Raw genomic sequence first — 23,737 nt, 5'->3', positions numbered from 1 at the left:
GCGACATGAATTGGGTTGAAATCGGCGATATCTCGGACATCCCTCTGCGCGGGGCACGCTGCGTGAAGACCCCGCAGGGCAAGATCGCTGTCTTCCGCACCGCTGAAAACGAGGTGTTCGCCATCGAGGATCATTGCCCGCATAAGGGTGGACCGCTCAGCCAAGGCATCGTTCACGGCGCGGCCGTCACCTGCCCGCTGCACAACTGGGTGATCTCGCTCGAAACCGGCAAGGCGCTTGGCGCCGACCAGGGCGAGGTGCGCACCATTCCCATCCGCAACGAGGATGGCGCTCTCTTTATCGCGCTCGAAAGCCTGATGATGGCGGCGGAGTAGAGATGACGGTGCGTGGGACAATACCCCCCTCTGTCCCTTCGGGACATCTCCCCCATAAGGGGGGAGATCACATTGTGCCACAACCGCTAAAATCCTTGCCTTGGCTCACCAGAGGCTGCCTCTTGCTCCCACCAATTTCCCCCCTTATGGGGGAGATGTCAGCGAAGCTGACAGAGGGGGGTGTTTCACCACATATTTTGAATTCAATGGACACAACCCATGTCCGCTGAAACCAAAACCACCTGCCCCTATTGCGGCGTGGGCTGCGGCGTCATCGCCAGTGTCGATGATGACGGCAAGGTCTCCGTCAAGGGCGATCCCGATCATCCCTCCAACTTCGGGCGCCTATGCTCGAAGGGCTCGGCGCTCGGCGAAACCCTTGATCTCGAGGGCCGCCTGCTCCACCCCGAAATCGCCGGTCGGAGGGTAAGCTGGGATGAGGCGCTCGATCTTGTGGCGAAACGCTTCAGCGAGACGATTGCCGAGCACGGACCTGATTCCGTTGCCTTCTATGTCTCCGGCCAGCTGCTGACGGAAGATTATTACGTCGCCAACAAGCTGATGAAGGGTTTTATCGGCTCCGGCAATATCGATACGAACTCGCGGCTCTGCATGTCGTCCTCCGTCGCCGGCCATCGTCGCGCCTTCGGCGCAGACACGGTGCCAGGCACCTACGAGGATATCGAGCTTGCCGACCTCGTCATCCTCACCGGCTCCAATCTCGCCTGGTGCCATCCGGTCATCTATCAGCGGCTGGCAGCAGCAAAGGCGGCGCGGCCGACCATGAAGATCGTTGTCATCGATCCACGCCGCACCATGACCTGCGATATCGCCGACCTGCATCTGGCGATCCGCCCCGATGGAGATGTCGCCCTTTTCCTAGGTCTTTTCGAGCATCTGATCGCAAGCAATGCCATCGACCAGAATTACATTGCCGAACATACTGGCGGATTTGCCGAGGCTTTTGCTGCCGCCAGTTCGCTGTCGTTCAACTGTGTGCTTGAGCTGACTGGCTTGCCCGCCATGCAGCTTCGCGAATTCTATCGGCTATTTGCCCAAACCGAGAAGGTCGTTACCTGCTACAGCCAGGGCGTCAACCAATCCTCGTCCGGCACCGACAAGGTCAATGCGATCATCAACTGCCATCTGGCGACCGGCCGCATAGGCAGGCCCGGAATGGGGCCGTTCTCGCTGACCGGCCAGCCGAATGCCATGGGCGGCCGCGAGGTCGGCGGGCTCGCCAACATGCTTGCCGCTCATATGGCGGTCGAGAGTGCTGAAGACCGAGATCGTGTGCAGCGCTTCTGGCGGTCCCCGCGGATTGCCGCCAAGCCGGGCTTGAAGGCGGTCGATATGTTTCGCGCCGTCGCGGACGACCGCATCAAGGCGCTGTGGATCATGGCGACCAACCCGGTCGTCTCGATGCCGGATGCCGATGCCGTCGAGGCGGCCATAAAGGCCTGTCCCTTCGTCGTCGTCTCCGACGTCCTGCGCGAAACGGACACAACACGCCACGCCCATGTGCTGCTGCCCTCGCTCGGCTGGGGCGAAAAGGACGGCACTGTCACGAATTCCGAACGGCGGATCTCCAGGCAGCGGCAATTTCTGGCATCACCCGGCGAGGCTAGACCCGACTGGTGGCAAATGGCCGAGGTCGGCCGTCGCATGGGATTTTCCGAGGCCTTCCACTTTCAGTCGAATGCTGAGATTTTCGCCGAGCACGCAGGCCTCTCCGGTTTCGAAAACGAGGGCAGCCGCGATTTCGACATTGGTGCTTATGACGCGATCGTTCCGGAGGAGTATGAGGCATTACAGCCCTTCCAATGGCCGCAGCCTGCCGGAGCGCCGCCGAAGCTCACGCGCTTCTTTGCAGCCGGCGGATTCTATCATCCCGATCGCAAGGCGCGTTTCGTCGCCATTGAGCCGCCGGCAAGCGATCGAACCGACAGTCGCTTTCCTCTGACCCTCAATACCGGTCGCGTTCGCGATCACTGGCATACGATGACGCGCACCGGCAAGAGCCCGCGGCTATCGGCTCACATTGCCGAACCCTTCGCCGAAATTCATCCACGCGACGCGATCGAGATAGGCGTCGCGGAAGCCAGCCTGATCGAGATCGAGAGCCTGTACGGCAAGGTGATCGTCCGCGCTTTGGTGACGGAGCGACAGGCGCGCGGCAGCCTGTTCGTGCCGATGCATTGGAATGACAGCTTTGCGGCCAAGGCCCGGATCGACACCGTGGTCGCCCCGGTCATCGACCCGATATCCGGTCAGCCTGCTTCAAAGAATGTCGCGGTTGGCGCACGTCGTTTCCAGGCATCGCATTATTGCTTCGCCGTCTCCGCGGCAAAGCCGCGTGATCTCGACTGCGACTATTGGGCGCTCGCCAAGGCCGATGGCGGCTGGCGAACCGAGCTTGCATTCGACAGGACACCCGACGACTGGATCGGCTGGTGCCGCTCGACATTCGACATAGCAGCCGACCTCGAACCGCTCGGCTACGCCGATCAAGCCTCCGGAGACCTTCGCCTTGCCTTCTTCGATGGCGAGCGACTGCTTGCAGCCCTCTTCATCGCCCGGCAGCCCGTTGCAGTCGCTCGAAATTGGGCAATCGTCCAGCTCTCGGCGTCACATGGCGATCTCAGAAAGCGGTTCGCGCTTATCGCAGGCAGACCGGGAGCAGATACCGTCGACGCGGGTGCGACGGTCTGCTCCTGCTTCAGCGTCGGCGTCAATCAGATCGTCGCGGCCATTCGGGGCGGCTGTCACAGCGTCGAAGCCGTCGGCAAGGAGCTTAATGCCGGGACCAATTGCGGCTCCTGCCGCGCCGAGATCCGCGCCATCATCGAGGGCTGCCTGACTGCGGCGGCGGAGTGAGCAGCTCCGCTCTTGCTATGACGCCCACCGCATCGCAATCTCGCTCCCGGCAGAAGCATGATGAGATCATGGCTTCGACGGAACCGTCGATGTCGCTGCAGCGTTCTATGCTCATCATATCCAAGGGGTTGATATCATGCGCCGTCAAGCATGCCTCCTCGCAATCATCGCCGTGCTCTGTGCCGCGGCGCCCGTTTACGCCGATGAGAGCGGATTTCTCAAGCCGCTTGATGGTCATTGGACGGGCACCGGCAAGGTCGTTCGAAAGATCGGGAGCGCGCCCATCAATGTTTCCTGCAAGTTCAATATCAGCGCGCCAGGCGCTTCGATCTCGATGAAGGGAAACTGCCGCGGCCTTCTCATCATCAATCGTGCGATCTCGGCCCAGCTGACGGCGCGAGGAAGCCGATATTCGGGCACCTATACCGGCCCATCCGGCGCGACGTCGCAGCTATCAGGTAGCCGGCAGGGCGACACCATTAATCTAGCGGTACGTTGGGCGAAGCTGGTCAACGGCGACCGAAATGCGAACATGACCATTCGCCGGCAGGGCAATAGCCAGTTGACGCTCAGAACCATCGACAAAGATCTGTCATCTGGCAAATCGGTCGTAACAAGCGAAATCAATCTTCGGCGTCAATAGCCGTCTTTGGCTGACTGGAGCCATCATCAGTCAGCGATTCATGCCAATGGCAGCCGCTAAATGGAACATCAAAGGCGTCAATCCGCTCGAACGCCTGGCTTGCTTGACTTTTCGGATTTCATATGAGAACATAAAGTGAACAAATGGAGATATCCATGACCAAGGCAGAACAAGTCATCGAACGTGCAATGACGTTTGTCGCTGTCTCGAAGGCCCTTCGGGAGCGCGAACAGGAACGGCGCGCCAGCTGGACGCGCCGTGTCGAAATCAGCCGGCCGCTACCGCCCTTGCCGCGCGCCGTTCAGCTCTCGTTGAAACTCGATAGCTGAAGCGACAGAGGCGGTGACCGCACCCGGCAGGCTGTGAAGCGCCCGCCTTTTGGCGGGCGCCCTGTTTTCAGATGGAACTAGGACTTGAAGAAGGCCAGCAGGTCGGCGTTGATCACGTCCGCATGCGTTGTGGCCATGCCGTGCGGGTAGCCCTTGTAGACCTTCAGCGTGCCGTTCTTCAGGAGCTTGATGGAGAGCTCGGCAGAGTCCGCGATCGGCACAATCTGATCGTCATCGCCATGCATGACGAGGGTCGGCACTTCGATCTTCTTCAAGTCTTCGGTGAAGTCCGTTTCGGAGAAGGCCTTGATGCAATCATACTGAGGCTTGGCGCCGCCGATCATGCCCTGACGCCACCAATTGCCGATGATGCCTTCCGAAACGGTGGCACCAGGGCGATTGAAGCCGTAGAACGGGCCCGACGGAATGTCGCGGTAGAATTGAGCGCGATTGGCGGCCAGTGCCGCGCGAAAACCGTCAAACACTTCGAGCGGCAGGCCGCCGGGATTCTTTTCCGACTTGACCATGACCGGCGGCACGGCCCCGATGAGCACGGCCTTCGAAACGCGGCCATGGCCGCCATATTGCGCAACATAACGGGCGACTTCGCCGCCGCCTGTGGAATGACCGACGTGAATGGCACCCTTCAGGCCGAGATGCTCGGTCAGTGCGTAGACATCGGCGGCATAGGTATCCATCTCGTTGCCGGTCGCCGTCTGGCTGGAGCGACCATGGCCCCGGCGGTCATGGGCGATGACGCGATAGCCCTGATTGAGGAAGAATATCATCTGGGCATCCCAATCATCGGAGCTCAGCGGCCAGCCATGATGGAAAACGATCGGCTGACCCGTTCCCCAATCCTTGTAGTAGATCTGCGTTCCGTCCTTGGTGGTGATCGTGCTGCTGCTCATTGTGTCCTTACCTTTCGAAGATGATTGCTTTGTAGAGGCTTGTGCAGGTTGAGCGAGGGGGGTGACGACGGCGGCCGCAAGGCCGAGTCCGGCGGTCATGACGCCCCGGCGTGTAGCTTGATGGATCGACTGGCTCATTTCAATCTCCACTTAAATTTATCGCACGATTTATTATCGCGATAGGAAAACACCTAATACACTCGCTTCCGCATGTCCACTAAAAAATTATCCAACGATTATTTATCGCGCTAATTAATTAGTCGACAACCGCACCGCATCGAGCGCGTTCAAACCGCCCGCGGTAACCAATCTCGATTTTCGAAATCCGCCGCTCAACCGCGTGGAAGACTATTGTCCCGGCTTATCGGCGAAATGCGCTGCTGCAAATTGCGCGACCTGCTCGATCGATTTCCGCGCATCGTCGAGCCAGAAAGGAAAGATCTGCCATTGATGGATCATTCCCGGCCAGATTTCCAGGCTGACATTGCCGCCCGCCTGGCGCACTTTATCGGCCAGACGGGTGCTGTCATCCAGCAGCGCCTCGCGCGCACCAACCTGAATCAGCAACGGAGGAAAGCCGGAGAAATTGCCGTAAAGTGGCGAGATTTCGCGATTGGTCGGGTCGCGTCCATGCGCGAACGCATCGCGAATTAGGGTCAATTCCTCGTTGTTCATGAAAAGATCACTGACGGCGTTTGTGGTCAGCGACGCGGCGGTTCCGGAAAAATCAGTGATCGGGCTCATGGCGACCACTGCTGCCGGAAGCGCCCCGCCAAGGCGAAGCTGATTCAGGACGACCTCGATGGCCAGAGTTGCCCCGACCGACTCGCCGACGATGACGACGTTACCGGCCTTGTATCCCGATGTCAGAAGCCAGCGATAGGCGGCAATGGCATCATCCCTTTGCGCGGGAAAGCGATTTTCGGGCGCGAGGCGATAGTCGATCAACAAGACGTCGGTCGATGTCGCCTTGGCGAGCGCGCCGGCTATGTTGCTGTGTGTTCGAAGCGAACCGCTATAGAAACCACCGCCATGCAAGTAAAGAATGGCGCGCCGGCCGATCGAGTGATGCAGTCGTGCCGGCCAGATCAGATCGCCATCAACGCCATTGGCGCTGACATGCCGTATCTGCACGCGCGTCGGCCCCGGCGCCGATGCCATCAGCTTGTCAAAACCCGCTCGCCGCTGCAACAGGTCCGTCCCCGTGACAGCGCCACTGGCGCGCAATGTCTCGATCAACTTCGCGATCTGATCGCTCGAAGCCTTTGTCTGTAACGCCGGATCGGTTGCCTCTGCGCCAATGACGTTCTTCATCGGCGAAAAGGCTGCGGCGAACATGACCACCACTGCCATGACAAAGCGGGACATGAAGCGAGACGATGGGAACGTACTCATCAGATGACCTTTACCCCCTGACGCCGAACACGATGTCGTGAGGTTACGGTCGCAGAAACGAAGTGCGAGTCAAGCGGGACGAAAACGGTAGCCATCGACGAAAAGCAACATGGACGAGAAGTCCATCGTGCCGCCGCCCCTTCACTGAACGCGCGTGAATGGAACCACCTTGCAAGACGCGACTTCAGCCCGCGCTGTTTCGCGCAAGCGGCAAGCGAGCGATGATGGCCTGTCGAGCAGCCCGTGAGCCGGCAAGCCGCTGCCTCGTTGCGGCAAGCACATCGGCACTTGCGTCCTCGGGCGTTCCAGAGTTGAACGGCGGCATCGGCGCGTATTCCAGCGAGAGTTGAACAGCCTCCGCCTCCTTCTCACCCCGCAGGGCCGCAACGATCGTCAAGCCGAAGTCGATACCGGCGGTTACTCCGCCTGCGGTGAAAAGATTGCCATCGCGAACAACCCGTTCAGGAGTCTGGACCGCACCGAAATCTGCCAGGAAATCGCGAGCATTCCAATGGGTGGTCGCCTTCTTGCCATCGAGGAGACCTGCAGCACCCAAAACGAGGGCACCGGTACAAACCGATGTGACGAAACGAGCCTGTCCGGCTTGCATGCGAACGAAAGACAGAACCTCCTCGTCCTCAAGCAGCGCGTTGACGCCAACGCCGCCAGGCACGCAAATTACGTCCAGTTGCGGACATCCGGCAAAGGTTGTCGTCGGCTGCAGAACCAGCTTCGTCGCTGAGATGACAGGAACCGTATCTTTCCAGACGAGATGGACTTCTGCCTCCTCCATGGAGGCGAATACCTCGTAGGGCGCGGTCAAATCGAGTTGCTGAACGCCAGGAAAGGCAAGCAGGCCGAAGCGGATGGTCATGGCAAATTATCTCCGATGATTGACTTCCGGCAGCTTATGCAACAACGGTCTGGCGTATTTGCCAAACTACCGTTATTTCTTGCCAATCATGCGCCGGATAGAAATACTCGCTTTCGACAATGCCCAGCTGCTCGACGTCACCGGCCCGCTGCAGGTTTTCACGAGCGCCAACGAGGCCGCAATCCAGAATGGATTGCCGAGGCCCTACGAGGCCGTGGCAATCGCGACTGGCACCCAGACCAGAACAAGTTCCGGCCTTGCGCTAATGACTGAGCCACTCGGCGATATCGGCGGCCCTCTCGACACGCTGATCGTCGCTGGCGGCTGGGGCGTCAACAAGGCTTGTGAGGACGTTGCCCTGGTCGAATGGATACGCCACCGATCGGCACATGCCCGGCGCACCGCCTCGGTCTGCAGCGGCGCCTTCCTTCTCGCGCAAGCCGGACTTCTGGACGGGCGACGGGCGACAACCCATTGGAATCGTTGCGAGGAATTTTCCCGTCGCTTTCCGCGTGTCGCGCTGGAGCCTGACCCGATCTTCGTTGAGGATGGACAGATCTGGAGTTCCGCTGGAGTGACCGCTGGCATCGATCTCTCGCTTGCCCTGGTTGAGGCCGACCTTGGACGCAAGCTGGCGCTATCCGTCGCGCGCGAGCTCGTTGTCTTCCTGAAGCGACCGGGCGGCCAGGCCCAATTCAGCTCCGCCCTCCGCCTGCAGGAAGGCGGCGAACGCTTCGACCGTCTGCATGGCTGGATCATGGACAATTTGCGCGCCGACCTTTCCCTGCCGGCACTCGCCGAACAGGCGAATATGAGCGCGCGCAGCTTCTCGCGCCATTATCGCCAGGCGACCGGGCACACGCCGGCACGCGCGGTGGAAGAGATCCGGATAGAAGCGGCACGCCGCCTTCTCGAAGACGGCATGACGGTGCATCAGGCCCGCACGCGCTGCGGCTTTGCCTCGGAAGAGACCATGCGGCGGAACTTCATGCGGAAATTCGGAACGACACCGCAAGCATTCCGCGACCATTTTGCCTAGCGCAACTCCCTTTGGAACGGAGGCGCGGAACCATTCCGTCGTCCTGGCTCTAGGCAAATCCGGATGTGAAAGCGGCTTCGCACTTTTGCTGGGATTTGCTCCGGTTTTCCAATGCGGGCGACATTGGCGATCAGTTCGATGAACAAGGCCGTGTGCAACGCAAAATCGCCACTAATCGGACAATAGTGCTCTGTGCATTGCAACGAACAACCCTTCAACCAGGTGTCGAATGTCTCGCTCCCGAAGCCTCTTCAAAAAGCCCCTGATTGCCGCAACGCTTCTTGCCCTTGTAACGGCAACGCAGGGACATGCGGCCGCCCCCTTGCGCAGCCCATGGGATGCGCCGATTACAGCCCGCAAGACGCAGACGGCATTCACCTGCCCCACAGCACCGCAATTGCCCGTAACCCTCAAGATGGCGGATTATTATACCGATGCCGCCCACTCGATCATCGATCCCGCGCGCAAGAAAGCCTACGACGACGCGACCCGCAATCTGCGGTCGGTCCAGCGAGCCGTCGTCGATATGGCCGACCGCTATCGAGAGAACGGCGACGAGGCGGCAGCGGCTTGCGCGGCAAGCTTTCTCGACAGTTTCGCCGCCGGCAAGGCCCTTTCTGACGGCGCGGCGACGAACCAGGCGGTCTATGTGCAAGGCTGGATGCTCGGCTCCTTCGCCGTCGCCTGGCTCAAGATCCGCTCAGACACGGCCATATCGTCCGAGCAACGAACGAGCATTACCGGCTGGCTGGCCGACATAGCCTCGCGCAACATCGCTTATTACGAACCGCGAAGCGACAAGACCGACGGCCGCAACAATCATCGTTATTGGGCCGGGTTTACAGCCATGGCCGCCGGAATCGCCGCGAACCGGAAAGATCTGTTCGACTGGGGCGTGGAAAGCTTCAAGATCGGTGCGCGCCAGATCGAGCCGGACGGAACCCTCCCGCTCGAAATGGCCCGACGCTCCCGGGCGCTTCACTACCACATCTTTGCCGCGGCTCCCTTGGTCACGCTGGCGGAAATGGCCTCGGTCAACGGCGTAGATCTCTATGCCGACGACGGCAAAGCCCTGTCTCGTCTCGTTCATCGGGTGGTGGCCGGCATCGACGACCCGTCTTTCTTCGCGGAAAAGGCAGGCAAGAAGCAGGAAGCGATGAACCTCCACGCCGACGACATCGCATGGGCAGCTCCGTTCGAACGACGTTTTCCCGACCCGGCACTCGCCGCCCTGCTTGGCAAGCTGACATCGCGCAGCGTTGTCTATCTCGGCGGCCTGCCGCCAAACTGAACGAAGGCTTCCCGGTCACCGGTTCGCGTCTTTCCGTTGGCATCAGAGCAGCTTAAGGTCAGGCGACTCAACATGCGCGGGAGGCTTGAGAAGACAATGACGACCCATCGTTTCGTTCCGGACACCTATTACAATGTCATCGGCTCGATGCCGCCGGCCTTGCATGTCGCCGACGGCGATACGATTGTCACCGAAACACTCGATGCGGCCGGGCACGACAAGCACGATATCCGCCGTATCTCCGGCCCCAATCCGATGAACGGCCCGATCTTCGTCGAAGGCGCGGAACCAGGCGATTCCCTCAAGGTCGAGATCCTTGCAATGGTGCCGACGCGTGATACGGGCTTCACCCGCAGCGTCGTGGCGAGCAACGTCGTCGACCCGCATGATGTCCGCACGCTCCCCGCGAGCGAGAAGGTGATCTGGCAGATCGACCGCAATGCTCTGACCACACGGCTCGCCGAACCGGTGGCCGGTCTCGAATCCCTTACCCTGCCGCTCGCACCGATGATCGGTTGCTTCGGGGTTGCGCCATCGCTCGGTCAGGCGATATCGACCGCCACCAGCGGCGAATTCGGCGGCAACATGGACTATCGCCTGCTCGGCCCCGGCACGACCATCTGGTTTCCGGTATCGGCGCCCGGCGCCCTCTTCTTCCTCGGCGATTGCCATGCGGTGCAGGGCGATGGCGAGATCGTCGGCACCGGGATCGAGACCACTTTCGAGGTCACGGTGCGGCTGAGCGTCGAAAAGAAGAAGACCATCGTCTGGCCGCGCGGCGAGACGGCTGAGGATATCTTCACCATCGGCAATGCCCGGCCGCTCGACCAGGCCCTGCAGCACGCCACCAGCGAAATGCTGCGCTGGCTCGGCTCCGATTACGGTCTGGACAAGACCGCCGCCAGCCATCTTCTCGGTCAGGTCGTCCGCTACGATGTCGGCAATGTCTTCGATCCCGCCTATACGATGGCCTGCCGGGTCTCGAAGTCCTGGCTGACGCGCCGATAAGGCGTCAGATCACGATCAGCCCGCATCCTGCGAGAGGTCGCGCCGCTGGCGCGACACGTTGCTTTCCTGCCGCTCGCGCGCCATGCGGCTGACGGCGGCACGCAATTGCGGATGCCGCGACATGAAGAGATTGAAATCGCGACGATCCAGCACGAAGAGCTGACAGAAATCGACGGCGACGACGTCTGCCGTGCGCCGCGCGCCCGTCAACAGCGCCATTTCGCCGAAGAAGGCACCGGCACCAAGCGGGATCTCGTCGTCCTCCAGCTGCACTTCCACGGCGCCGGATGCGATGAAGAACATGCTGTCGCCGCGATCGCCGGTTCGGATCACCCGGTCGCCCGGCGACGCGGATCTCGGACGGAAGAGCAGCAGCAGTTCCTCATGCGCGCTGTCATCAAGCTCGGCAAACATCGGGAAGGTTTCGATAAGTTGCTCGATTTCGAGATGATGCTGGCGATCGCGCTCCTCGCGCTGCTTGTTGATGACGGTCAACTCGCGACGCAAAATCTCCTGCTTGGCCATGCCATATTTGGTTGCGAGCGACGGCCAGCGGGCAAACGTCCACTTTTCCAGCTTCTCCGTGGCGTAAAAAGCGAGTGGATTGAGCGTAATAGAGAGGATCGCGCCGGCAAGGATAAGATCCTGCCCTTCGCGCGTCAGGAGCCCGAGCGAAACGCCGAGCCCGGCGAGAATGAAAGAGAATTCGCCGATCTGCGCAAGACCGGCTGAAACGGCAAAGCCCATGCTGGCGGGATAGCGCAGCAGCAGCACGACGCCAAAGGCGATCAAGGACTTGCCGAGCATGATGAGCGCCAGGACGCCGATGATCATCAGCGGTTCGCGAATGAGAACTGTCGGATCGAAGAGCATGCCGACAGACACGAAGAACAGAACCGAAAAGGCATTCTGCAACGGCAGGGAATCGGCTGCTGCCCTGTGGCTGAGATGGGACTCACTCATCACGAGGCCGGCAAAGAACGCTCCAAGCGCGAAGGAGACGCCGAATATTTCCGCAGCGCCAAAGGCGATGCCGAGCGCGATCGCCAGCACCGACAGCGTGAACAGCTCGCGCGAGCCTGTACGCGCAACCGAAGTGAGAAGCCAGGGCACCACGCGCGGACCGACGAAAATAGCGACCGCCGCGAAGGCTGCGACCTTGACGAGCGTCATGCCGATCGTCAGCCAGATCGAACCGGAAGCAGCATGCCCGCCCGCATCCGCATGGCCGCCCAAAACGCCGGCGAAGGCCGGCAGAAGCACCAGCGCGAGCACCATGGCCAGATCCTCGACGATCAACCAGCCGACGGCGACGCGCCCATTGATCGAGCTCACGAGATTGCGCTCTTCCAGCGCCTTGAGAAGCACGACGGTACTGGCAACGGCAAGGCTGAGGCCAAAGACCACCCCGGCGCCGACGCTCCAGCCCCATAGCGACGTCAGGCCGACACCCAACAGGGTTGCGATCGCGATCTGGCCAATCGCGCCGGGAATGGCAACGCCGCGCACGGCCAGCAGGTCAGCGGCCGAGAAGTGCAAACCGACGCCGAACATGAGCAATATCACGCCGATCTCGGCCAATTGCGACGCCAGCGAGACATCGGCGACGAAGCCCGGCGTGGACGACCCGATGATGACGCCGGCCACCAGATAACCGACCAATGGCGGCAGGTGCAGCCTGTCGGCGAGATAACCGAAAATGGCCGCGAACACGAAGCCCGCGGCAATCAATGCGATCAATGCAACGTCGTGCGGCACGGCAGTCCTTCCCGTTTCACGGCGTCAGAGCCTTTTCCCTTTGTTCAAGGCTACTAGCATCGCTTTTACCGGGCCGTCTACACGTGATGTGCAACAGCAGGAAAACATCGCCCTGCCGTTGCAAGGCCCGATACCGGACCTCAGCCAAGGCGATGCGGAGACCGGAGCTTATTGATCGAGAACGATCTGCAATTTCACGTCGGTCGGCCGGGCCTCGACAGCACGATCGAAAGCCTTGATGGAGTCCTCGAAGGCGAAAGTTTCAGAGATCAGCGGCTTCAGGTCGACACGGCCGGATGCGATCAGCGCGATGGAACGCTCGTACTGATGCGCATAGCGGAAGACCGTCTCGATGCGGATTTCCTTCGTCGATGCCGTCGAAACGTCGAAACCGACCGGATTGACCGGCAGGCCAACGGCGACGATGACGCCGCCGGGACGCGGCAGCGCCATGACGGTTTCCCAAGCCTTGGGCGAGCCCGAGCATTCGAACACGACATCGGCACCCCAACCGTCGGTCAGCCGATCGACTTCCTCGACGAAGTTCTTCTCGCGGATATTGACCGGGATGACGCCCTGATACTGCGCGGCAATATCGAGCTTCGGCTGGGCGAGATCGGCAACGATGGCGCGCGCGCAGCCGCCGGCAAGCGCGGCAACCGCCACCATGATGCCGATAGGGCCGGCACCGAGCACAACGGCGGTGTCGCCGGGCGTGATGCGCGCCTTGGTCGCGGCCTGCATGCCGACGGCAAACGGCTCGACCATAGCGCCTTCAGCAAAGCTGACATTGTCAGGCAGCTTGAAAGTATAGTTGGCCGGATGCACGACGAAGGGCGTCAGCACGCCATGGATCGGCGGCGTTGCCCAGAAAGTCACGGCTGGATCGACATTGTACATTCCGAGACGGCTGGCCTTGGAATTGGCATCGGGGATGCCAGGCTCCATGCAGACGCGATCGCCCACCTTGAGATGCGTCACTCCGCTGCCGACCTCGACGACGGTTCCCGCTGCCTCATGTCCGAGCACCATCGGCTCGTTGACGATGAAGGGACCGATCTTGCCGTGGGTATAATAATGCACGTCCGACCCGCAAACGCCGACCGTGTGGATCTTGATCTTCACCTCGCCCGGTCCGACCTCCTGCGGCAGATCGATATCACGGATCGCCAGTTCATGCTGACGCTCCAAAACCAGGGCACGCATCTTGCTCATTGCCTTTTCCTCTTTTCAAAGCACCCAAGGGTCCCGCTGCCGCAGGAACGGGCTTCCTATTCGTTATATCGCCGTGACGGGCGCTACAAAACGATCCTTGCACAGAAGCGGCCAGATCGCTCGGCAGACGTCCCAAAACAATCCAGAACCTGGGAATATTAGATAAATCTAATTATTTAGTGGGCTATTGCCGATATTGACTGACGATCCATTTCTTGCCTTTCTAATAATAGAGGAGAAGGAGGGGACCATTATGGCTGTATATGATTGGACCGGTCAGCGTGTCCGCCGGATGAAGAGAGTGCGCACCGCAAGCGTCGCAATGCTCCTGATCATACTGATGGCGATACCTGCAATCTTGCTGCACTACAATCTTATCCAATACCCGCACTGAACGCTCCGGAAAGAAACATCGCTATGCCGCCTTCCTCGCGCCCTGCTTCGGCTTGCGCGAAACATTGTCGCCAGCCTTCCGGTCAAGCGGCAAGCAATCCAGCACAGCGAGGAGCGCGATGATGCCAAGGAGCACAAAGGCGAGGCGGAACTCGATGGCGACGATACCGCCGACGCCCAACGGCGCACTGATCGCCTGGCCGATGCGGATGCCGATGGCGCCGACGGCGATGCCCATGCCCATCGTCAACTGAAAGATCGTGCTAAACAGCGTGTTGGCACCCGTCATCTGCTGAGGCGGGATATCGGCAAAAGCAATCGTGTTCAGCGCCGTAAAATGCATCGAGCGGCACATGCCGCCGATAAACAGCACCGGCACGATGAACCAAAGGGGCGTGGTAGGGGAAAACAGCGCACAGGCCGCGATGAAGATGGCGTTCAACAAGCCGTTGACGATCAGCACCGGCTTGAAACCGAAGCGACGCAGAATAGGCGTCGTTGCCGGCTTCATCGCCAGATTGCCGGCGAAGACGGCGAGCGTCAGCATGCCGGCATGAAAGGCGCTGAGCCCGAAACCGACCTGGAACATCAGCGGCAGCAGGAAGGGCACGGCACCGATGGCCGTGCGAAACAGCGATCCGCCCGAGATGGTGACGGCGAATGTCGGCAGTTTCAGCCCGGAGAGATCTATGAGCGGATGTTCCGTACGGAGAAAATGGAAGACGGCGATCGCAAGTAGGACGAAGCCGACGATCACATAGGTCAAGGCTTCCAGCCAGACCGGGTCGGGACGCCCGATGAGTTCCAGCCCATACATCAGGCTGGCAAGGCCGATGCCGCTGAGGACGAAGCCTATCCAATCGAAAGGCGGGCGCGCCGCACTCTTCGTTTCGGGAATGAGCATCAGCGCGAAAACGAAAGCCAAGATACCGAGCGGCAGATTGAGGAAGAAGATCCAGCGCCAGCTCGCATGGTCGGTGATGAAGCCTCCAAGTGGCGGCCCAAGGATCGGCGCCACCAGCGCCGGCCAGGTGATCGTCGCAATGGCCGAGATCAGCTTGTCCTTCGGCGTATTATTCAAGACGACGAGCCGGCCCACCGGCACCATCATCGCCCCACCGATGCCCTGAAGGATACGCATCGCGACGAAGGAGCCGACGCCGTTGGCAAAGCCGCAGAGAACGGAGGCTATCGTGAAGATGACGACTGCCGTCGTGAATACCAGGCGCGCGCCGAAGCGATCGCTGATCCAGCCACTGATCGGAATGAAGACGCCGAGCGTGAGGAGATAGGCACTCATGCCGATATTGAGATCGACCGGGCGGGCACCGAAAGAGACGGCCATTTGCGGCAGTGCGGTCGCAATGACCGTGCCGTCCAGATTTTCCATGAAGAAGGCGCCGGCAACGAGCAATGCAATCAACAGCGAGCGAGAGCCCGCATCCTGCACTTCCCTCCTCTGTCCACGCGCGGACATGTCGTTCATAGATCAGCTACTCCGAATCCACCTCGCATCCCGGCTGCATTTAACCGGTTCGGTAACGTTTACGATAGCTCGAAATCGCCTCACTGGTCGATTTGAGCGATCACGTTTCGCGTTGCCGACGGTGTGCAATTTGATCGCCGCGTACGGTCCGGCAACAATATCCGGATAGTGACGACGTCGCCGCGCGTTCATATGGGTGCGCGAATAGGCCCGATCCGGCGCCAGTAGGCATGCATGGGCAAGATATGCTAGGCTTTTCCGGGACATGCAGAAAAAAGGGAAGGCACCAACGACATCGCAACATATGGAACGGCCTCAGACAAGCCGAGACGCCAGCGTGAAACCTCCCCCAACCCCACCTAAGCCGACGATTGTTCTCGCAACGGCGCATCAATAGGAACGAGAGTCCCGCATAATGACACATGGCCAGGACGCAATGACCTCCCGGGCTACCCCGGAGTCGAAACTGATCGTAATCCAGTCGCCATTCGATGCCTTCGTCCGCAAATATGGCACGATCCCGCGACGCGGCGTCTTCGGTCATTTCGTCCACGAACTCGGCCGCCGCATCGTCCGCGGAGACCATCCGGTGGGAACGACACTGCCGAACGAACCTGATCTCGTCGAGCAGTTCGGCATCAGCCGCACCGTAATCCGCGAGGCGATGAAATGCCTTGCCGGCAAGGGCCTGGTCGAGATCAAGACCCGCGTCGGCACGCGCGTCAAGGAACGCTCCAACTGGCATCACCTCGATACGGACGTCATGGTCTGGTATTACGAGACCGGCCCGTCAGTCGAAATCATGCGTTCGATCAAGGATTTGCGGCTGGCGCTCGAACCGGAGGCAACGGCGCGCGCAGCGCTGCGCCGCACGGAGAGCGACATTGCGGCAATCAGCGCCGCCTATGAGCAGATGGCGTCCACCATCGGCGACATCAACAGCAACGCCGATGCCGATCTGCACTTCCATACGGCAATCTTCGCCGCCACGCACAACATGATCTATTCGCAGCTGATCGACCTGATCGCGGTGGGCATCTACGCCAATCGCACGCTATCCGGCCATGAAGACATAGCCGAGGGACAGAAACGCTCCCTGCCCTTTCACAAGGCGATTCTCGACGCTATCGTCGCCCAGGACGCGGATGCGGCACTCAAGGCGTCAAGAAATCTGCTGGACGCCTGGCTCGGCCGCGACTACGGCTTCTGACGCATCGCGCCTCCGCCCTTCCGTGGCTAGTGGGTCATTGCATCCTGGGCATCCGCCTTGACCACCGACGATCCGCGGCCGGCGTCCCGCGTCACCGGGATGAGCCAGATGGTCGCGCAGGTCGTCAGGGCGACGACGACCACACCCCAGAAGCTCCAGTGCAATGCCGCATCGAAGACGTTCCGGATCGCCGGATCGCCACCCAGGTCGGAAAGGCCGGTTGGCTGGTTGAGGATATCGTGAAGCCTGGCTGCGAGCTCGCCGCTACCGTAATGGGCGATGCCGACGTTCATGATCGCGCCGAGAGCGGTTGCGCCAAGAGTATTGCCCAGGCTGCGCGAGAAGATGATCGACGCAGTGGCGCTGCCGCGCATCGACCATTCGACGCTTTCCTGTACCAGGACAACGCTGGTCAAGCTGATGAGGCCCATACCGAAACCCATCAGGAACGAACCGATGCCGGCGATCACCGGGCTGCTTTCTGGTGTTAGGAACAGCAGGAAGAGCGAGCCGAAGGGAAACATCAGGCTGCCGGCGCGCAAGGTTCTGCGGATGCCGAAGGTGCGGAAGAAGCGGCTCGCAAGCATGACGGCGAGCGGCCAGCCGACGATCAGCATCGTCAGCGTGAAACCGGCCTCAAGCGGCGAGCGGCCAAGCACGCCCTGCACATAGATCGGCAGGACCGTTGTCAGGCCGATCAGAGCCATGCCGGCCAGCAGGGTTGCGGCGTTGCTGGTCGCGATCAGCCGACGGCTCCAGAGCGCGATCGAAATGATCGGCTCCGGCGCCCGCCGCTCCTGCCGCAGGAACAGAATACCGGTGACGATAAAGACGATCGCCAGGGGACAGAGGACAGCGAAGCCTGCATCGGTCTCCGTTAGGATGACCAGCAGCGACACGATCGATATCGAAAACAGGATCGTGCCGAAATAGTCGATCTTTGCCTCGCGCGGCGTGATGGATTCGTGCAAAAAGATCATGAAGCCAGCAATGGCGAGCACGCCAAGCGGCAGATTGATCCAGAAAATCCAGGCCCAGGAGAGATTGTCGACGATGATGCCGCCGGCAAGCGGGCCGATGACGGCGGAGATCGCCCAGACGCTGGCAAGCGCGCCCTGCACCTTCGCCCGTTCCTCCAGTTTGTAGAGATCGCCGACGACGGTCATCGTCACTGGCTGGATGGCGCCCGCGCCCAGGCCCTGCAGCAGCCTGAAAACGATGAGCGAGGCCATCGACCAGGCAAAGCCGGCCAGTGTCGAGCCCACGAGAAAGATGATGATGCCACCGATCAGCATGGGCTTGCGGCCGAAAATATCGGAGAGCTTGCCATAGATGACCGTTGTGGTGGACTGCGCCAGCAGAAAGGCGGAAAAGACCCAGCTATAATAGGTGAAGCCGCCGAGCTGACCGACGATGCGCGGCATGGCGATTGCAACGATGGTTGCTTCGATGGCGACCATGAAGGTCGCAAGCATGATCGAGACGATGACCAACGGGCGTCTCGAGCGATCGACCGTGCTGGACATGGCATTCCTTTCTGACTGCGGCACCCGAGATCGAAAAATGCACATGCCGCGGTAACGGCCATGGTCGAGCGCTTAGCTGGTGGGATCAAAGTCTAGGGACGAGACGATTGGAGGGCGATTGCCGGCTGAATCGTTATGATAAGCTTTGCATATTGATGCCAGTCGATGTCAACCATTTAAACGCGAGCGCCGGCGGGCAGGACGGCCCGCAAGGCGACACCTTTTCGGTTCCCTGGAACTAATTACGGTTGCTTTGTTAAATTTCTGAACTTATTGTCGACGAAACAAGCAAAATCTAGGCGGAACGTCGAATTGCTTACATCCTCCCAGCATCAGCTTCTGCGGGTCATCAGCCAATCGGGCCCCTCCAGCCGCACGGTTCTGGCGGCATCCATGGGGCTGAGCAAGGCGGCGATGAGCGGGATTGCGCGCGATCTGATTTCCCTCGGGGTCCTGCGGGAGACGGAGACGATCTACGGCCAGGGCCGTCCGTCGATCTTGCTGGATCTGCATCCGGAAGGCGCCTTCTTCGCCGGCATCTCGCTGCTGGAGGACCCGGCGCCTCTGGTGCTCAGCGACCTCAACGGCAATATCGTCGCACGCCAGACCATGCCGTTGTCGCGCGATCCGGATGCCATCGCCGAAATGATCGCCCATACGCTGCCCAAATTGCTTGCCGCGCGCAAAGGTGCCAGCCAGAAGCTCTCCGGCCTCGGCATCGCGCTCTCCGGTTTCGTCGACGAGAAGCAGGCGAGCTGCGTTAAATCGACTTTGCTTGGATGGCAGGACGTGCCGCTTGCCGGCATCGTCAGACAGAAGACCGGCATGACCACCTTCATCGAAAACGACGCCAAGGCGGTCGCCGTCAGCGAAAAACTCTTCGGCGACGCTCGCGACATACAGAATTTCAGCGTCGTCTCCTTCGACGACGGTATCGGCTGCGCCCATTTCATCGGCGGTAAGCTCTATCGCGGCAACCATGGCGGCGCCGGCGAGATCGCCCATTGCACTATCGAGCCCAATGGCTCGCCCTGTCGCTGTGGCAAGCGCGGCTGCCTCGACACCGTGGCCTCCCTGAAAGCAATCAAGGAGGCCGCGAAAGCGGAAGGGCTGACCTGTCAATCTCTCGACGAGCTGGAGACGGAGGCGTCGCTCGGCAATGCCAGCGCGATCCGCATCCTGCACCGTGCCGGCAGCGCGCTCGGGCTGGCAATCGCGCATCTCATCCAGTTCAACGACCCTGGCATGATCCTGATTACCCATGTCGAAGGACGGTTCGATGGCCTGTTCGGCACCGTCATGCGGCAGGCGGTGGAAGCAAACGTATTGCCGCGCTATGCTGGCCAGACGCCGATCCGCACGCAACGCGTCGATGGCGATGTCTGGGCGCGCGGCGCCGCCAGCATAGCCGCTCATAATTTCCTGATTGGCCCTAACCCCTATTGAGGTTCCCATGCGCATCGCCGTCGGAGGCATTCACATCGAATGCAGCACCTATAATCCCGTCCTGAACGAAGAGAAGGACTTTCGCGTTCTGCGCGGAGCGGAGCTGACCGCCGCCCCTTACTTCGCCTTCCTGAAGGATTACGAGGGCGAGTTCCTGCCGACCATCCATGCAAGAGCGATTGCCGGCGGCCCTGTCGCCCGCCATACCTACGAGGCCTTCAAGGCGGAGTTCCTGGAGGGTCTGAAAGCGTTGCTGCCGCTCGACGGGCTTTATCTCGCCATGCATGGCGCCATGTATGTCGAAGGCATGGAAGATGCCGAAGGCGACTGGATCAGCGCCGCCCGCGCCGTCGTTGGCGAGGACTGCATGCTCTCGGCGAGCTACGATCTGCATGGCAATGTCACCCAGCGCATCATCGACGCGCTCGACATGTACTCCACCTATCGCACCGCGCCGCATATCGATGTCGAGGAGACCATGCGCCGCGCCGTCAAGATGCTGACGGAAAGCCTGAAGACCGGCGTGAAGCCGATCCTGCTCTGGGCGCCGATCCCGGTGGTTCTGCCGGGCGAGCGCACCAGCACCGTCGACGAACCGGCCAAGAGCCTCTACGATATGCTGCCCGGCATCGATGCCATCGACGGCGTCTGGGATGCGTCGCTCATGGTCGGCTATGTCTGGGCTGACGAACCGCGTGCCACGGCCGCCGCCATCATGACCGGCACGGATCGCGCCGTACTGGAGGGGGAAGCCAAACGTCTGGCACAGGCCTATTGGGATGCGCGCAAGGATTTCGTCTTCGGCTGCGAGATCGGCTCGATCGAGGAATGCGTCACCAAGGCAATCGCCAGCACGACCGCGCCCGTGGTTCTGGCTGAGTCCGGCGACAATCCGACGGGGGGTGGCGTTGGCGACCGCGCCGATGTGCTGGCGGAACTGATTGCCAAGGGCGCAGACGGCGTCATCTTTGCCGGCATTGCGGACAAGACCGCGACGGAAGCCTGCTATGCCGCCGGCCTCGGCGCCATCCTTGATCTCTCCGTTGGCGCATCGCTCGACACCAAGGGAAGCAAGCCGGTGAAGGGCAGCTTCACCGTCAAATATCTGCTCGAGACGACAGACCCCAGCGACATGCAGGCCGTCGTCTCCATCGGCGGCATCGATCTCGTCCTGTCGGCGAAGCGCCGTCCCTATCACAACATAGCCGACTTTACCCGTCTCGGCCTCGATCCGCACAAGGCGAAAATCATCGTCGTCAAATCGGGCTATCTCTCGCCGGAACTGGCGCCCATCGCCAATCCGAACCTGATGGCGTTGTCGCCTGGCGTCGTCGACCAGTTCGTCGAGCGGCTGCCGCGGTTGCGCAAGACGAAGCCGACCTATCCCTTCGACAAGGATTTCGACTTCACGCCAACAACAGCTCTTTCGGCTCGAACCGTCGGTCGCTGAACGTCCGGTCAAGCGGCGGAAAGTCGATTTGGGATTTCTCAAGGCGGCCCGTTTTCACGGGCCGCCTTTTGCATTGCGCACAAACATTGTGCAGCGCCGAAATTGCACAAAAAAGAGCTTGACGGCGGGATCGAGTTGAATTTCTATTGAACCAATCTCAAATTGGTTCACCCTCCATTATGGCAACCAGCAGCCTTCCGGAAAATTCGGTCCGTGCCCTGGAAAGGCTAAGGGGACTTTTGAACTCGGCAGATCTTCCAGCCGATGGAAAGCTTCCCACCGAACGGGCTCTGTCGGAGACGCTCGGCGTGAGCCGGCGTGCGATCCGGCGTGCCTTGGAGGTGCTGGAAGCAGAAGGCCGCGTCTGGCGGCGACAAGGTTCTGGAACTTATGTCGGGCAGCGCCCGGACGACTGGAGCCAGCATGTCAGCACGCTTGTTGCCGGCACGGACCTCATGGAGGTCATGGAAGTCCGGCTGCGCATCGAGCCGCAATTGGCCCAGCTCGCCGCCATGCGCGCCAAGCCCGACGACATCGACCGCATGTATGAGCTGGCAAAGAAGATTACCGCCAGCGACGATGCCGACAGCCGCGAGCTTTGGGATGGCGCATTGCACCGGCTGATCGCGCAAAGCGCCGGCAATCAGTTCTTCCTGACCATTTTCGATGTGATCAACCATGTCCGCCAGGACGAAGCCTGGCAAACCATTCGCGAATTGGCCCGCAGCATCAACAAGACGCGCCCGGTCTCCTATGCGCAGCATATGGCGATCATCGACGCGATTGCGGCGCGCAATCCGCTGAAGGCAGCAGAAGCCATGCGCGAACATCTTTTGATGCTTCAGGAAAGCCTGGTCCGCATCACTTCGCTGGATGCGCGACAGGCTGAGGAACCACTGACTGAAGAGGCAGGCTGACCAAAAATCCCGCCCTCACCAGACCACGACCGGAGAGGAAACCGGTCGAGACTGCCAAGAACGAAAACTATAAACAGGAGAACGAAATGAAGATCGCCAAATTCATGGCATCGCTTGCCGCCGGCGCCTTGATCGCGCTGCCTGCCTTCGCCGTCGAACTGAAGATCGGCCTGCAGGACGACGCCGACGCGCTCGACCCCGCCCAATCCCGCACCTTCGTCGGCCGCATCGTCTATACCGCGCTCTGCGACAAACTCGTCGACGTGACGCCTGACCTGAAGTTCGTGCCGCAGCTTGCCACATCCTGGAAATGGTCTGATGATGGCAAGCAGCTGATCATGGAGTTGCGCCAGGGCGTAAAATTCCAGGACGAGACACCGTTCAACGCACAAGCCGTCGTCGACAATATCCAGCGCTATCAGACCCTACCGGAGTCGCGCCGCAAGAGTGAGCTTTCCTCCGTCGCCAAGGTTGACGCGACAGGCGAGTACGAAGTCACATTCACTCTCAAGGCACCTGATGTCACGCTGCTTGCCCAACTCTCTGATCGTTCCGGCATGATGGTGTCGCCGACGGCCGCCAAGGCCACCGGCGCCAAATTCGGTGATCATCCCGTCTGCTCCGGCCCGTTCAAATTCGTCGAGCGCGTGCAGCAGGACCGTATCGTGCTCGAAAAATTCCAGGATTACTGGAACAAGGACAATATCTTCATCGACAAGGTGACCTACCTGCCGATCCCCGATACGACGGTTCGCCTGGCAAACCTGCGCTCCGGCGATCTCGACATGATCGAGCGCGTAGCCGCCTCCGATGTCGCGACAGTCAAGGGCGACCCCAATCTCGTCTATGCCGATGCGATCGGCACGGGCTGGCTTGGCGTCTATACTAATGTCGGCAACGGCCCGCGCGCCGACAATCCGATGGGCAAGGACAAGCGCCTGCGCCAGGCCTTCTCGCTGGCGATCGATCGCGAAGCCGCCATGCAGATCGTCTATGACGGTACGGGGCTTGCCGGCAATCAGCCCTTCGCGCCCAACAGCCCCTGGTTCGACAAGGATGTGCCCGTGCCTGCCCGCGACGTCGACAAGGCCAAGGCGCTGGTGAAGGAAGCCGGTTTCGACCGCATCCCGGTCGAGCTTGCCGTCGCCAACAACCCCGTTGCCATGCAGATGATGCAGATCATCCAGTCGATGGTCGCCGAAGCCGGCTTCGACGTGACGCTGAAGACGACCGAATTCGCGACCTTGCTCGACGCGCAGTCGAGCGGCAACTATCAGCTCAGCCGCTCCGACTGGTCCGGCCGCTCCGATCCCGACGGCAACATCCAGCAGTTCGTGACGACGGGCGCCGGCCTCAACGACTCCAAATACAGCAATCCCGAGGTCGACAAGCTGCTGCTCGATGCACGCCAGTCGCAGGACAATATCGTGCGCAAGCAGAAGTACGATGCGGCCGAAGCCATCCTCAATGACGATCTGCCGATCATCTTCCTCGGACATCAGGCATGGATCTGGGCCTATAACAAGAAGGTATCCGGCTTCATGCCCTCCCCTGACGGCATGATCCGTCTCGTCGGCGTGAAGAAGAGCGGTTGAGCGACCAACGCCATGCGGGTTCCCTCCCGCATGGCCCTT

19 protein-coding genes are annotated in these 23,737 nt (G+C 60.7%); 12 read left to right on the top strand and 7 right to left on the bottom strand.

Annotation, left to right across the window (positions count from 1 at the left end; all coding sequences use genetic code 11):
* Positions 1 to 5 precede the first annotated feature (5 nt).
* The 4 genes from nirD (at position 6) to BJ928_RS38880 (ending at position 4,184) form a co-directional block, all read left to right on the top strand.
* Positions 6 to 335, top strand: coding sequence for a nitrite reductase small subunit NirD (gene nirD, locus BJ928_RS23240; protein ID WP_047632458.1), 330 nt, complete (start codon positions 6 to 8; stop codon positions 333 to 335).
* 219 nt (positions 336 to 554) lie between these two features.
* Positions 555 to 3,212 (top strand): nitrate reductase, encoded by a 2,658-nt coding sequence (locus BJ928_RS23230; protein WP_047632455.1) that lies wholly within the window; start codon positions 555 to 557, stop codon positions 3,210 to 3,212.
* Between the two features lie 136 nt (positions 3,213 to 3,348).
* Positions 3,349 to 3,855, top strand: a complete 507-nt coding sequence (locus BJ928_RS23225) for a hypothetical protein (RefSeq protein WP_047632453.1) — start codon at positions 3,349 to 3,351, stop codon at positions 3,853 to 3,855.
* A gap of 155 nt (positions 3,856 to 4,010) precedes the next feature.
* Positions 4,011 to 4,184, top strand: a complete 174-nt coding sequence (locus BJ928_RS38880) for a hypothetical protein (protein WP_183079448.1) — start codon at positions 4,011 to 4,013, stop codon at positions 4,182 to 4,184.
* A gap of 77 nt (positions 4,185 to 4,261) precedes the next feature.
* Here BJ928_RS38880 and BJ928_RS23220 read toward each other — a convergent pair whose 3' ends face one another.
* The 3 genes from BJ928_RS23220 to BJ928_RS23210 form a co-directional block, all read right to left on the bottom strand.
* Complete coding sequence (locus tag BJ928_RS23220; protein WP_245432506.1) at positions 4,262 to 5,095, bottom strand: alpha/beta hydrolase; 834 nt, start codon at positions 5,093 to 5,095, stop codon at positions 4,262 to 4,264.
* A gap of 348 nt (positions 5,096 to 5,443) precedes the next feature.
* Positions 5,444 to 6,490: an alpha/beta hydrolase gene (locus tag BJ928_RS23215; protein ID WP_082011891.1), complete on the bottom strand. Its 1,047-nt coding sequence runs from the start codon at positions 6,488 to 6,490 to the stop codon at positions 5,444 to 5,446.
* Positions 6,491 to 6,674: 184 nt separating this feature from the next.
* Positions 6,675 to 7,364: a DJ-1/PfpI family protein gene (locus BJ928_RS23210; RefSeq protein WP_047632449.1), complete on the bottom strand. Its 690-nt coding sequence runs from the start codon at positions 7,362 to 7,364 to the stop codon at positions 6,675 to 6,677.
* An 88-nt stretch (positions 7,365 to 7,452) separates the two neighbouring features.
* On the opposite strand from BJ928_RS23210, the gene BJ928_RS23205 reads away from it, so the two are divergent.
* The 3 genes from BJ928_RS23205 to BJ928_RS23195 all read left to right on the top strand — a co-directional run bounded on the left by BJ928_RS23205 (position 7,453) and on the right by BJ928_RS23195 (position 10,702).
* On the top strand, positions 7,453 to 8,403 hold the full coding sequence (locus BJ928_RS23205; RefSeq protein WP_047632447.1) for a GlxA family transcriptional regulator: 951 nt from the start codon (positions 7,453 to 7,455) through the stop codon (positions 8,401 to 8,403).
* A 229-nt stretch (positions 8,404 to 8,632) separates the two neighbouring features.
* Positions 8,633 to 9,694 carry an alginate lyase family protein gene (locus tag BJ928_RS23200; protein ID WP_047632445.1) on the top strand — a complete coding sequence of 354 codons (1,062 nt, stop codon included), beginning with the start codon at positions 8,633 to 8,635 and terminating at the stop codon, positions 9,692 to 9,694.
* Positions 9,695 to 9,790: 96 nt separating this feature from the next.
* Positions 9,791 to 10,702, top strand: a complete 912-nt coding sequence (locus tag BJ928_RS23195; protein ID WP_047632443.1) for an acetamidase/formamidase family protein — start codon at positions 9,791 to 9,793, stop codon at positions 10,700 to 10,702.
* A gap of 15 nt (positions 10,703 to 10,717) precedes the next feature.
* On the opposite strand, the gene BJ928_RS23190 is transcribed toward BJ928_RS23195, so the two are convergent.
* The 3 genes from BJ928_RS23190 to BJ928_RS23175 form a co-directional block, all read right to left on the bottom strand.
* Positions 10,718 to 12,460, bottom strand: coding sequence for a cation:proton antiporter (locus BJ928_RS23190; RefSeq protein WP_047632440.1), 1,743 nt, complete (start codon positions 12,458 to 12,460; stop codon positions 10,718 to 10,720).
* A gap of 168 nt (positions 12,461 to 12,628) precedes the next feature.
* Positions 12,629 to 13,675 carry an NAD(P)-dependent alcohol dehydrogenase gene (locus BJ928_RS23185; protein ID WP_047632438.1) on the bottom strand — a complete coding sequence of 349 codons (1,047 nt, stop codon included), beginning with the start codon at positions 13,673 to 13,675 and terminating at the stop codon, positions 12,629 to 12,631.
* Positions 13,676 to 14,090: 415 nt separating this feature from the next.
* Complete coding sequence (locus BJ928_RS23175) at positions 14,091 to 15,554, bottom strand: DHA2 family efflux MFS transporter permease subunit (RefSeq protein ID WP_047632434.1); 1,464 nt, start codon at positions 15,552 to 15,554, stop codon at positions 14,091 to 14,093.
* 436 nt (positions 15,555 to 15,990) lie between these two features.
* On the opposite strand from BJ928_RS23175, the gene BJ928_RS23170 reads away from it, so the two are divergent.
* Complete coding sequence (locus BJ928_RS23170) at positions 15,991 to 16,764, top strand: FadR/GntR family transcriptional regulator (protein WP_245432504.1); 774 nt, start codon at positions 15,991 to 15,993, stop codon at positions 16,762 to 16,764.
* Positions 16,765 to 16,790: 26 nt separating this feature from the next.
* Here the strand turns inward: BJ928_RS23170 and BJ928_RS23165 are convergent, their stop codons facing one another.
* Positions 16,791 to 18,290, bottom strand: coding sequence for an MDR family MFS transporter (locus BJ928_RS23165; RefSeq protein ID WP_047632429.1), 1,500 nt, complete (start codon positions 18,288 to 18,290; stop codon positions 16,791 to 16,793).
* A gap of 312 nt (positions 18,291 to 18,602) precedes the next feature.
* Here BJ928_RS23165 and BJ928_RS23160 point away from each other — a divergent pair, with 312 nt between their 5' ends.
* The 4 genes from BJ928_RS23160 (at position 18,603) to BJ928_RS23145 (ending at position 23,698) form a co-directional block, all read left to right on the top strand.
* Positions 18,603 to 19,736: an ROK family transcriptional regulator gene (locus tag BJ928_RS23160; RefSeq protein WP_047632427.1), complete on the top strand. Its 1,134-nt coding sequence runs from the start codon at positions 18,603 to 18,605 to the stop codon at positions 19,734 to 19,736.
* Between the two features lie 7 nt (positions 19,737 to 19,743).
* Positions 19,744 to 21,186, top strand: coding sequence for a M81 family metallopeptidase (locus BJ928_RS23155; RefSeq protein WP_047632422.1), 1,443 nt, complete (start codon positions 19,744 to 19,746; stop codon positions 21,184 to 21,186).
* A 179-nt stretch (positions 21,187 to 21,365) separates the two neighbouring features.
* Positions 21,366 to 22,103, top strand: a complete 738-nt coding sequence (locus BJ928_RS23150; protein ID WP_047632420.1) for a FadR/GntR family transcriptional regulator — start codon at positions 21,366 to 21,368, stop codon at positions 22,101 to 22,103.
* Positions 22,104 to 22,189: 86 nt separating this feature from the next.
* Positions 22,190 to 23,698, top strand: a complete 1,509-nt coding sequence (locus tag BJ928_RS23145; protein WP_047632419.1) for an ABC transporter substrate-binding protein — start codon at positions 22,190 to 22,192, stop codon at positions 23,696 to 23,698.
* Positions 23,699 to 23,737: the final 39 nt, after the last annotated feature.

This window comes from Rhizobium sp. WW_1 (assembly GCF_003610155.1).
GTDB classification, from domain to species: Bacteria; Pseudomonadota; Alphaproteobacteria; order Rhizobiales; family Rhizobiaceae; genus Rhizobium; species Rhizobium tropici_A.
Note: the sequence above shows the minus strand (reverse complement) of the source record. Positions and strands in the feature narration are given on the sequence as shown.